This window comes from Nocardia sp. NPDC056064 (assembly GCF_042266925.1).
Classification (GTDB): Bacteria; Actinomycetota; Actinomycetes; order Mycobacteriales; family Mycobacteriaceae; genus Nocardia.
In genome coordinates, this window is sequence record NZ_JBHJWO010000001.1 from 23962 (window position 1) to 34595 (window position 10634).

The 10634-nt window shown below is 71.0% G+C and carries 11 protein-coding genes; 5 read left to right on the forward strand and 6 right to left on the reverse strand.

The window, feature by feature from the left end:
• Positions 1-7: 7 nt before the first annotated feature.
• Entirely contained in the window at positions 8-1126 is a 1119-nt protein-coding gene (locus tag ACFC06_RS00130) for a homoserine dehydrogenase (RefSeq protein ID WP_375925776.1), read from the reverse strand.
• A gap of 203 nt (positions 1127-1329) precedes the next feature.
• Between ACFC06_RS00130 and ACFC06_RS00135 the strand changes: the two genes are divergently transcribed.
• Entirely contained in the window at positions 1330-2586 is a 1257-nt protein-coding gene (locus ACFC06_RS00135) for an aspartate kinase (RefSeq protein ID WP_375925778.1), read from the forward strand.
• A gap of 48 nt (positions 2587-2634) precedes the next feature.
• Positions 2635-3483: an alpha/beta fold hydrolase gene (locus ACFC06_RS00140; protein ID WP_375925781.1), complete on the forward strand. Its 849-nt coding sequence runs from the start codon at positions 2635-2637 to the stop codon at positions 3481-3483.
• A 15-nt stretch (positions 3484-3498) separates the two neighbouring features.
• On the opposite strand, the gene ACFC06_RS00145 is transcribed toward ACFC06_RS00140, so the two are convergent.
• Positions 3499-4212: a GNAT family N-acetyltransferase gene (locus ACFC06_RS00145; protein WP_375925784.1), complete on the reverse strand. Its 714-nt coding sequence runs from the start codon at positions 4210-4212 to the stop codon at positions 3499-3501.
• Positions 4213-4422: 210 nt separating this feature from the next.
• Complete coding sequence (locus tag ACFC06_RS00150) at positions 4423-5247, reverse strand: SAM-dependent methyltransferase (protein ID WP_375925787.1); 825 nt, start codon at positions 5245-5247, stop codon at positions 4423-4425.
• Between the two features lie 550 nt (positions 5248-5797).
• On the opposite strand from ACFC06_RS00150, the gene ACFC06_RS00155 reads away from it, so the two are divergent.
• Positions 5798-6079: a hypothetical protein gene (locus ACFC06_RS00155; protein WP_375925790.1), complete on the forward strand. Its 282-nt coding sequence runs from the start codon at positions 5798-5800 to the stop codon at positions 6077-6079.
• A gap of 12 nt (positions 6080-6091) precedes the next feature.
• On the opposite strand, the gene ACFC06_RS00160 is transcribed toward ACFC06_RS00155, so the two are convergent.
• Entirely contained in the window at positions 6092-6574 is a 483-nt protein-coding gene (locus ACFC06_RS00160; RefSeq protein ID WP_375925793.1) for a cation:proton antiporter regulatory subunit, read from the reverse strand.
• 148 nt (positions 6575-6722) lie between these two features.
• Between ACFC06_RS00160 and ACFC06_RS00165 the strand changes: the two genes are divergently transcribed.
• Entirely contained in the window at positions 6723-7772 is a 1050-nt protein-coding gene (locus ACFC06_RS00165) for a glucose 1-dehydrogenase (RefSeq protein WP_375925796.1), read from the forward strand.
• A gap of 2 nt (positions 7773-7774) precedes the next feature.
• Here the strand turns inward: ACFC06_RS00165 and ACFC06_RS00170 are convergent, their stop codons facing one another.
• Positions 7775-8614, reverse strand: a complete 840-nt coding sequence (locus tag ACFC06_RS00170) for an SDR family oxidoreductase (protein ID WP_375925798.1) — start codon at positions 8612-8614, stop codon at positions 7775-7777.
• 101 nt (positions 8615-8715) lie between these two features.
• Here ACFC06_RS00170 and ACFC06_RS00175 point away from each other — a divergent pair, with 101 nt between their 5' ends.
• Entirely contained in the window at positions 8716-9453 is a 738-nt protein-coding gene (locus ACFC06_RS00175; RefSeq protein ID WP_375925801.1) for a PaaX domain-containing protein, C- domain protein, read from the forward strand.
• Between the two features lie 251 nt (positions 9454-9704).
• Here ACFC06_RS00175 and ACFC06_RS00180 read toward each other — a convergent pair whose 3' ends face one another.
• Positions 9705-10571, reverse strand: a complete 867-nt coding sequence (locus ACFC06_RS00180; RefSeq protein WP_375925804.1) for a TetR family transcriptional regulator — start codon at positions 10569-10571, stop codon at positions 9705-9707.
• Positions 10572-10634 lie beyond the last annotated feature (63 nt).

The window sequence follows — 10634 nt, forward strand, 5'->3', positions numbered from 1 at the left end:
ACGGTGTTCAGTCCTCGGTGCCCTCGACGCGCCAGCGGGTCGTCACCGCGCGCACGCACGCGGAGTCGGTGAGGGCGTCGACGGTGTCGGACAGGGCGGACTCGGGGGCGCGGTGGGTCAGGACGATGAGGTGGGCGTCGGTGTCGTGGAGTTCCTGACGGAGGCGGGCGATGCCGACGCCGTGGGCGGCGAAGACCGCCGCGACCTGGGCCAGGGCGCCGGCATGGTCGGTGACGTGCAGGTTCAGGTAGTAGCGGGTGGGGCAGTCGCCGAGCGGGGCGAGGGGGAGTTCGGCGTAGGTCGAGGCGCGCGGGGCGCGGGCACCGTCGACCCGGTTGCGCGCGGCGGTGACCAGGTCGCCCAGCAGCGCCGAGGCCGTCGCTGTGACGTCGGTACCGCCGGAGAACATCAGCGGACCGGCGCCCTCGGCGGTCACCGACACCGCGCTGACCGCCGGGTCCAGCGGGGCGAGCGGATGCTCGGCGGGCAGCAGGGCGGGACCGACGCGCACCGAGATCCTTTCCTTGCCACCGTGTTCGGGTCCCGGCGCCTCGCTGACCAGCGCGCAGACCGTGAGCAGGCGCAGGGTCAGCCCCAGCGATCCGGCCGCCGCGAGATCGTGCGCCGAGGGCGCGCCGAACGGCTCGCGGTGCACGTCACCGGGCTCCACCCGGGTGTGGAAGGCCAAGGTGGCCAGGATGGCGGCCTGGGCCACGGTGCGGTCGGCGTCGTGTCCGGGGAACACCGCGAGCAGTTCGCGCACCCGGTCACCGGAGAGCGACTGGGTCAGTGGGCGGACCACCGGCACACCACCGGCGACCGCCGCCTCGAAATGCAGGTCACCGCCGTGGGTTTCGACGGCCGTCGCCAGCAGGTGCCCGTGGGTGGCGACCAGTGCCGCGTTGGCCGTGATCACCGTGCGGCCCGCGCGCAGTGCGTCGAGCACCGGGGCGAGCGCGTCGGCGGAGTCGCTCGTGTCGATCACCAGATCGGGATCCGCCGCGCCGAGGACCAGCGGCGCGCCGACGCGGGCCCGCAGGTCGGTGCCGGTGTCGCGGATGATCCGGAGGACTTCGGCGGCCAGTGGGCCCGCGCCGAGGACAGTGACATCGAGTTGTGTAGCCATGGATTTCGCCTAACCGCCGAGAGTTGCCGAGCCGGGGGACCGCCCGCCGGCACGCGCTACCCCCGGCTGCCAGTATCACGGCCGAATCGATTCGGCGGCAGTCGTTTTCGTCCACCAATCTCCCCGATGTGCCCGGTTTGCCTGGATACTCGGAAGGGTCACCCGCGGATCGCACGCGGGCGAGCAGGGGAAGGACGACGCCAATGGCCTTGGTGGTACAGAAATTCGGTGGCTCGTCGGTCGCCACGGCGGAGCGGATCCGCCGGGTCGCCGAGCGGATCGTGGAGACCAAGAAGCAGGGCAACGACGTGGTCGTGGTGTGCTCGGCGATGGGCGACACCACCGACGAGCTGCTGGATCTGGCGGGGCAGGTGGCCCCGGCCCCGCCGCCGCGGGAGATGGACATGCTGCTCACCTCCGGCGAGCGCATCTCGAATGCCCTGGTGGCCATGGCCATTCACGCACTCGGCGCCGACGCGCGGTCGTTGACCGGCTCGCAGGCCGGTGTCATCACCACCGGCGCGCACGGCAACGCCAAGATCATCGAGGTCGACCCGGGCCGGGTGCGGCGTGCTCTCGACGACGGCGAGATCGTGCTGGTGGCCGGGTTCCAGGGCGTCAGCCAGGACAGCCGCGACGTGACGACGCTGGGTCGCGGCGGTTCCGACACCACCGCCGTCGCCCTGGCCGCGGCGCTGCACGCCGATGTCTGCGAGATCTACACCGATGTCGACGGCGTGTTCACCGCCGACCCGCGCATCGTCGCCGACGCCCAGAAACTCGACCAGATCTCCTACGAGGAGATGCTGGAGATGGCGGCCTGCGGGTCCAAGGTGCTGATGCTGCGCTGCGTGGAATACGCGCGCCGCTACCACGTTCCGGTGCACGTGCGCTCGTCCTACACCGACGGCATCGGCACCACGGTGTACGGCTCGATGGCCGATATCCCGGCCGAGCAGGCGGTGCTCACCGGCATCGCGCACGACCGCGCCGAAGCCAAGATCACCGTGGTCGGGCTGCCCGACGAACCCGGATACGCGGCCAGGGTGTTCCGCGCGGTCGCCGACGCCGAGATCGGCATCGACATGGTGGTGCAGAACACCGGCACCGGCCGCACCGACATCACCTTCACCCTGCCCGCCGCCGACGGTGACCGCGCCGTCGCGCTGCTGCGCTCGCGCCGCGCCGAGATCGGTTTCGCCGATGTGCGCTACGACGACCGGGTGGGCAAGGTGTCGCTGATCGGCGCGGGGATGAAGAACCATCCCGGCGTGACGGCGACCTTCTGCGAGGCGCTGGCCGCGGCGGGCATCAACCTCGATCTCATCGCCACCTCGCAGATCCGCATCTCGGTGCTGGTCCGCGACACCGATCTCGACGACGCGGTCCAGGTGCTGCACCGCGCCTTCGACCTGGGCGGACCCGAGGTGGCGGTCGTGCACGGCGGCACCGGACGCTGAACCGGGCATAATCGATCGGTCGGCGCCACCTCGACGGTCGGAGGACATGTGAGTACTCGGCTGACCTCGTACACCCGGGCGGGACTCGAGTTCGACGTGGTCGACTCGGGCCCGCTCGACGGTCCCGTCGTCGTTGCCCTGCACGGGTTTCCGCAGACCGCCACCTCCCTCACGGAGCTGAGCGGCCTGCTCGCCGAGCGCGGCTACCGCACCCTCGCGCCGAACCAGCGCGGCTACTCACCCGGTGCCCGCCCGCGCGGACGGCGGGCCTATCGCGTGCCCGAACTGGTCGACGACGTGGCCGCGCTGATCGAGACGCTCGATCGCGGCCCGGTGCACCTGGTCGGCCACGACTGGGGTGCGATGGTCGCGTGGGCGGTGGCGGCGGCCCGGCCCGAGCTGGTCAGCTCGCTGGTCACGATCTCGGTGCCGCATCCCGGCGCGTTCCTGCGGTCGCTGGTGAGCAGCGACCAGCTGCTCCGCTCGTACTACATCGGCCTGTTCCAGCTGCCCGTGCTGCCCGAGTACCTGCTGCGCACCCGGCCCACGCTGCTGGACCGGGTGCTGTCCTCGACCGGGATGCCGCCCGAGGCGAAGGCGCGGGTGCGCACCGAGATCGTCGACGGCGGCGCGCTCACCGGCGGCCTGAACTGGTATCGCGGGCTGCCGTTCGGGGGCTTGGGTGGCCGGGCCGGCCGGGTGCGGGCGCCGGTGACCCACGTGTGGAGCACCGGTGACACCGCGCTCACCCGCCGCGGCGCCGAACTGGCCGGGGACTACGCCCGCGGTGACTACCGGCTGGTGGTGCTCGACGGCGCCTCGCACTGGCTGCCCGACGAACACCCGGCCGAGCTGGCCGGGATCATCGCCGAACGGATCGAATCCACCCGCCGGTGACCGCCGAGGTGCCGGTCAGGGATGGACCAGCGGACGCCACGCCGCGGCGGTGGCCGGGATGAGCGGCGCCGGGCCGGGGGCGGCCCGCGCCGCCAGCCGTTCGACGATGCGCGCGCGTACCCCGCACCACTCGTCGTGCAGGATCGAATAGAACGCGGTATCGCGTACCGCGCCGTCGAGCCCGCGCGAATGTGCCCGGCGCACACCGTCACACACGGCACCGAGACGTTCGATCGCCGCGCGGGACCGCTGATTGCGGGCGTCGGCGCGCAGGCTGACCCGGCGCACACCCCAGCCGTCGAAGGCGTGGGTGAGCAGTAGCAGCTTGGATTCGAGATTCACCTGGCCGCCGCGCACCGCGGGCACCAGCCAGGTGTTGCCGATCTCGACGGCGTCGGGGATCGCGCCGCCGGGCAGCGCGGTCACCGGCTCGGCCGACAACGGCCAGGTCAGCGGGCCCTGCCAGTAGTCGAGTCGGGTGAAGCGGGTCGCGCCGACCACGCAGTCGTCGGCGGTGGTGCGGATCGCGAAAGCCAGCGCGGTGCCTGCCAGTTGCGCGGCTTCGGCCTGGAAGACATAGGTGCGCGCCTCCTGTTCACCGTGCGGGACGATGGTGAACCCGGCTTGTCCGTCGAGCGCGGCCGCCGCGGCGACCAAGCCGGGAACATGGTGGGGTGCAAGCGGTTCCAGCCGTACGATGCGGCCATCGAGGATAACGGGTGCGGGCATGGTGTCCGGCGTCCTTCGTCTGATGAGGGTCGCCGAATCACGAGGCGTGGATCTCACGCGGCACGTGATTGCGGCGAAGCGACACGAACGATCCAGCGGCATCGAAAAAAGCAAGATGGACGATAGCCCACCGTGCCGCGTTCGCCCACACGAACGCACAAGATGTCGTGACCGGAAAATTTCCCGGTTTCCCCGACCCGGACGAAACGCCTACCGTTTGTCGGCGATCGCCGCGACGATGAGTTCCTCCCACACCGACAGGTCCCGGTCGGCCGAGCCGATCTGCGGGGCCGCGCCGTCGGCCGGGCCGCTCTGCCGCCAGCGCGCCGCGGCCACCACGCCGGGCTCCTGCAGGACGAGCTCGCCGAACAGGGCCTCGATCTCGGCGTCGGTGCGCCAGCGGCCGCGCCCGAAGGTCGACTGCAGTTTGCTCTCGGCCTCGATGGTCTCGGCGTTGTCACCGGAGCGGAAGTGCGAGATGAACACACTGCTGCCCGCCGGGATCTGCTCGGCCCAGTAGCGCACGACGGCCTGCGGGTCCTCGTCGTCGTTGAGGTGGTGCAGGATCGCGCTGAAGATCACGCCGATCGGCTTGCCGAAGTCGATCAGCCGCGCGACCTCGGGGTGCTCGCGGATCTCGGTGGAATCGCGGACGTCGGCGTGGATGACGGTGGTGTTGGCGTCGGTGGCCAGCAGCGCGCGGCCGTGCGCGAGCACGATCGGGTCGTTGTCGATGTAGACCACCTTCGCGTCCGGGTTCACCCGCTGCGCGACCTGGTGCACATTGTCGGCGGTGGGCAGGCCGGAGCCGAAGTCGAGGAACTGGGTGAGCCCGGCGCCTGCCATCTCGCGCACCGCGCGGGTCAGCGCCTGGCGGTTGGTGAAGGCGATCGCGACCGAACCGGGCAGGTTCAGCTTGAAGTGATCGCCGACCGCGCGGTCGACCTCGTAGTTGTCCTTGCCGCCGAGGAGATAGTCGTAGACCCGGGCGATGCTCGGCGTCGACTGGTCGATCACATTCGCGCTGTCGCTCATCGTCGAGGACCTCTCCCGTTGTGCTGGTACATGATGTCGCCCATCGTAGGAGAACTTCGGCGTGTCGGCAGGGTTTCGGTGCGCGGCCGGAGGCGAAATCGGTTCGGGGCGTATCGGTTCCGGTGCGGTCGGGTGGTGGGGACGGCCGCTGTTCCGGTCGGTCCGATGGTGTGGGTCACGGCGGTGGCAACCTCGTGACCGGTGGTGTTCGCGCACGTCGAAGCCGTAACGGTTCGATAAATCACACGGCTGACAGTATTTTGAGCAAACGTCCAGTTGTTCTGCTGTTTCGCCAGTTCCGTGACCGGTTCACCGGCGACGCCGGGTTCGTTACCCGTTCGTGTCGCACATCAGTTCCATGTGACGCAGATCACACTGGGGTGTCATTCGTCCGGTTCGGGTGGCACGCTCGTAATTGCTGAACGTTAACCGTTTGTGATCATCGCCAGGGTCGGTGTGGACCTTGCGTCACGAACGCACCACCAGGGGATCGGGCAGTGATCACCCGCCGGCCGTGTCGAAACGGCCTTCCGGAAGGGGCCACATGGTTATGAGCAGCATGTACTTCGAGTCCGACAGCAACCTGCCGGTTACCGGCCGTGATCGTCGCGTCACCGCCGCCGACTCGCCCCTCGCCCCGCTCGCTATGCCGGGATTGATCCTCGGCATGACCCTGCTCGGCCTCGGCATCATCGCCGCGGTGCGCCTGGGCGACTGGACGGGCGACTACGGCGTGCCGCTGGTCGTGCTGGCCTATGTCTTCTATATGGCCGCCGCCGCGCGCCTGGTGCAGTGGAGTGCGTTCACGGTCTGGGCGCTGCGCCACCGGTGAGGCCCGGCTGCCTCAGCCGTCGTGCAGGATGCGCGCGGCGGCCGCGAGCCCGTCGGCCGAGCCCACCACGATCAGCACATCGCCGGCGGTGATCAGGAATTCCGGCCCCGGTGACGCCAGTACCGCGCCGGTGCGCATCGCGGCGACGATCGAGGCTTTGGTGCGGGTGCGCAGCCGGGTCTCGCCGAGCGTGCGCCCGTCGTAGGGCGACCCGGCGCCCACCGGGAACTGCCGGGTGTGCACGCCGTCGAACTCGCGATGCTCGGCCTCGAGCCGGGCCACCACCTGTGGGGCGCCCAGCAGGCTCGCCAGGGCCGACGCCTCGTCGGCGGTGAGCGCTACCTGATCGGTCACCTCCGGATTGCCCGGCCTGCCGACGAGCAGCTCGACGGTGCCGTCGCGCCGCTCGACCACGCCGATCCGGCGCCCGCCCTTGCGCGCCGTGAAATCCTTGCGTACCCCCACGCCGGGCAGTGGCGTCACGTCGATCTGCACACCGTCCACTGTAACCGGACAAAATGGACGGACGCTGGTCACAGTTCGACGGCGGGCGCGCTCCGTTTGCCGGGAAGACGATGCCAGGAATGTGCTGCGGCGGAAAGCTGACCACGCCGGCGAAGAGCCGGGCGGAAAAGGAGACGACATGCGGGCGTTGACTGTGGTGCCGAACCAGGCCGGATCGCTGCGAGTGCAGGAGGTTCCCGATCCGGTACCCGGGCCGGGCGAACTGCTCGTCGACGGAGTGTCACTGGGGATCTGCGGTACCGACCGCGAGATCGCGAGCGGCCTCTACGGCTGGGCCCCACCGGGCAGGGAGCGGCTGGTGCTCGGGCACGAATCGCTGGGCCGGGTGCGCAGCGCGCCGGACGGAAGTGGTTTCGCCCCCGGCGATCTCGTGGTCGGGATCGTGCGGCGCCCGGACCCGGTGCCGTGTGGCGCGTGCGCGCGCGGCGAGTTCGACATGTGCCGCAACGGCCGCTACGTCGAGCGCGGGATCAAGGAGATCGACGGTTACGGCTCGACCGCGTGGGTGGTCCGGGCCGACTACACGGTGAAACTCGATCCGGCGCTGACCGAGGTCGGTGTGCTGATGGAACCGACCACGGTGGTCGCCAAGGCCTGGGACCAGATCGAGCGGATCAACCAGCGCGCCTGGTTCGAACCGAAATCGGTGCTGGTCACCGGTGCCGGGCCGATCGGCCTGCTGGCCGCGCTGCTCGGCGCCCAGCGCGGGCTGGACGTGCACGTGCTCGACCGCACCGACGAGGGCCCCAAGCCCGGCCTGGTCGCCGATCTGGGCGCCACCTTCCACACCGGCTCGGCCGCGGCGGTGGCCGACGAGATCCAGCCGGACGTGGTCGTCGAGGCGACCGGGGCGCCCGCGGTGGCGTTGCAGGCCATGGAGGTGAACAACCCGGGTGTGCTGGTCTGCCTGACCGGCGTCTCCTCGCCGGGCAGCGACACCGAGGTCGACGTCGGCGGTCTGAACCGCAATATCGTGCTGGACAACGCACTGGTCTTCGGCTCGGTCAACGCCAACCGGCACCACTACGAACTCGCCGCCGACGCCCTGGCGAAGGCCGACGCCTCCTGGCTGACCCGGCTGATCACCCGGCGACTGCCGCTCGAGCGCGCGCTCGAGGCCTTCGATCCGGGTGACCACGCCGACATCAAGGTCGTCGTCGACCTCTGAACTCAGTCCTGCGGCGGATCGACGAAGATGTCGTACTCGAGTTCGCCCGCGCCGCCGTAGCCCGACAGGTCGGTGATGCCTTCGGCGCGCAGCACGTCGACATCGAGGTAGGTGTTGCCGGTGGTCGTCCGCGCGTCCTTGCCCAGGATGGCCACGGCGGCGTCGGCGACGATCTGCGGGGTGCGGGCCTTGGCGATGGCGTCGTCCCCGCCGAGCAGGTTCTGCACCGCCGCGGTCGCGATCAGCGTCTCGGGCCACAGGCAGTTGGCGGCCACGCCGTGCTCGGCGTACTCGGCCGCCCAGCCCAGCGTCAGCAGGGACATGCCGTACTTGGCGAGCATGTAGGCCGGGGCTTGGCCGAGCCACTTCTGGCTGAGGTTCAGCGGCGGGGACAGGCTCAGGATGTGCGCGTTGTCGCTCTCGCGCAGGTGCGGCAGACAGGTCGAGGAGAGCAGGTAGGTGCCGCGCAGCTGGATCTGCTGCATGAGGTCGAAGCGTTTGATCGGCAGCTCCTCGGTCGGGGCCAGCGCGATCGCCGAGGCGTTGTTGACGCAGTAGTCGATGCCGCCGAAGCGCTCCACCGCCTTGGCGACGGCGTTGCGCACCGAGTCCTCGTCGCGCACGTCGCCCACCACCGCCAGCGCCTGGCCACCGGCCGCCTCGATCTCGGCGGCGGCGGTGTGGATGGTGCCGGGCAGGCGCGGATCGGGGGCATCGGTCTTGGCGAGCAGCACGATATTGGCGCCCTGGCGCGCGGCGGCGACGGCGATCGCCAGGCCGATACCGCGGCTGCCACCGGACATGATCATCGTGCGCCCGGCCAGCGGGAACGGGGCTGTCATGGGGACTCCTTGTCGTGGACGAGGCCGCGAGGCGGCTGCTACGCGGTGACGTTACAGATGCAAAACGACTGTGGCAAGACTGAAATATGTACACTCGAGGCGTGAAAAGCGCTGTGACCGGCTCCGACGTCGCCATCCGTCCGGTGACCGCGCGCTCGGCCCTGGTCCGCATCCTCATCGCCGCCGAGTCCCCGACGCTGAGCTCCCGGGAGATCTGCGCCGTCACCACCGCCTTGGGCTACCCCGAGACCACCATTCGCGTGGCGGTCTCGCGGATGGTGGCCTCGGGCGAACTGCTGCGGGATCGCCGCGCCTACACCCTCGTGCCCGCGCTGCGTGCGCGGCGCAGCGAACTCGATCCGCCGCGCACCCGGCCGTGGACGGGGGAGTGGGACCAGGTCGTGGTCACCGCGAGCGGCCGCCCCGCCGCCGACCGGGCGGCGCTGCGGGCCGCGCTGCTGTCCGCGCGCCTGGCCGAACTGCGTGAGGGCGTCTGGATGCGCCCGGCCAATCTCGATCGCCCCTGGCCCGGCGCCTTCGACGACGCCCTGTTCCGGCTGCGGACCCACGCGGTCGATGACCCGGTGGAGCTCGCGCACCGCCTCTGGCCGCTGGGCGCCTGGGCCGAGCGCGCCACGGACATCCTGGCCGCCACCGAAACCTCCGATCCCACCGCGAGATTCGCCGCGGTCTGCGCGGGGCTCGACCATCTCACCACCGACCCGGTGCTGCCCGCCGAGCTGCTGCCCGCCGGCTGGCCCGCCGACCGGCTCCGGGCGGCGACCACCGCCTATCTCGCGTGGTTCCGCACGCTCGCCCCGGCGGACGTCGACCGCTGAAAAGCCCAGGCTTCGGCACACATCCACGGTAACTCCTGTGCGCCTCCCTCGGTGCGCGACGATCAGCGCCTACGATGGGGGAGCCGTGCGACGTGGCGGCGCCGCATGGTGCGTGGGGAAGGACCCGCCCCGACAGTTGGGGCGGGTCGCACACACCGGCAGCAGTGGACGTCACGCGACGGTGCGCGATCGGTTTCCGGTTCCGGATGCCGCGCAACGGAATTCGTGCGCGGCATCGCCGGGGCCGCCGGTCACGGCGAGGTCGCCGGGGGCCCGCCGATTCCGAGCATCCGGAGAGCCAGGTCCGCGTAGTCGGTCGCGATCTGTTCCGGGGTGGCCGCCCCGCCGAGCCGAAACCATTGCGGCAGTGCGGTGCACATGGTGGCGATCGCCCGGCCGGCCGTGCGCGCCCGCGCGGTGTCCAGGCCCGCCTCGGTGAGGGCCGCGTCGATGTCGGCGTCGAGCCGGTGCTGGATGGCGTTGCGCGAGGCGGTGATCCGGCGCCGGTTGTCCGGGGTCAGGCTGCGCATCTCGCTGGCGCCGATGAAGGCCAGCTCGCGGCGATGGGTGTGGAACAGCGCGAGCGCCTCCACCACGCGCGCCACCCGGTCGCGCCCGGTCCCGGCCTCCCGGCGGGCCGCGTCCACCCGGCGGTGCAACTCGTCCATGGTCAGATCGAGCGCGCGCACCAGCAGATCCTGTTTGTCGCGGTAGTGGTGATACACGCCGGGCACGCTCATGCCCGCGCGCCGCGCGATCGTGCGCATGGTGGCGCCGTGGTAGCCGGTCTCGACGAAGGCGGCGATGGCGGCGGCCAGCACCGGATCGATGTCCAGCGGCGGGAACGCCCGCCACGAATGCGGCGGGTGCTCGACGACGGCCACGCGCGGCGGCGCCTGTTCCGGGAGTTCGCCGAGCAGGGTGGAGGCCGCGACGCCGAGCGTCTCGGCCAGCACGAGCAGGCGGGCGGCCGAGACGCCGGTCTTGCCGTTCTCCACGGCACTCAGCGTCGCCGGGCTCACGCCGACGCGCTGGGCGGCCTCGCGCAGCGACAGACCGGCGGCGGTGCGGGCCCGGCGGACCCGCGCGCCCAGCGCCTGCTGTTCGGAAGTCTTCACCTGTTCAGGATAGCTGAACAAGTGTTCGCCGATAGAAACCGGCATTGACACCGATAGTGACCA

Bases quoted from the DNA above. Each gene is read 5' to 3' on its own strand.
- ACFC06_RS00130 (WP_375925776.1), bottom strand. From the start codon at position 1,126: ATGGCTACACAACTCGATGTCACTGTCCTCGGCGCGGGCCCACTGGCC.
- ACFC06_RS00135 (WP_375925778.1), top strand. From the start codon at position 1,330: ATGGCCTTGGTGGTACAGAAATTCGGTGGCTCGTCGGTCGCCACGGCG.
- ACFC06_RS00145 (WP_375925784.1), bottom strand. From the start codon at position 4,212: ATGCCCGCACCCGTTATCCTCGATGGCCGCATCGTACGGCTGGAACCG.
- ACFC06_RS00150 (WP_375925787.1), bottom strand. From the start codon at position 5,247: ATGAGCGACAGCGCGAATGTGATCGACCAGTCGACGCCGAGCATCGCC.
- ACFC06_RS00155 (WP_375925790.1), top strand. From the start codon at position 5,798: ATGAGCAGCATGTACTTCGAGTCCGACAGCAACCTGCCGGTTACCGGC.
- ACFC06_RS00165 (WP_375925796.1), top strand. From the start codon at position 6,723: ATGCGGGCGTTGACTGTGGTGCCGAACCAGGCCGGATCGCTGCGAGTG.
- ACFC06_RS00170 (WP_375925798.1), bottom strand. From the start codon at position 8,614: ATGACAGCCCCGTTCCCGCTGGCCGGGCGCACGATGATCATGTCCGGT.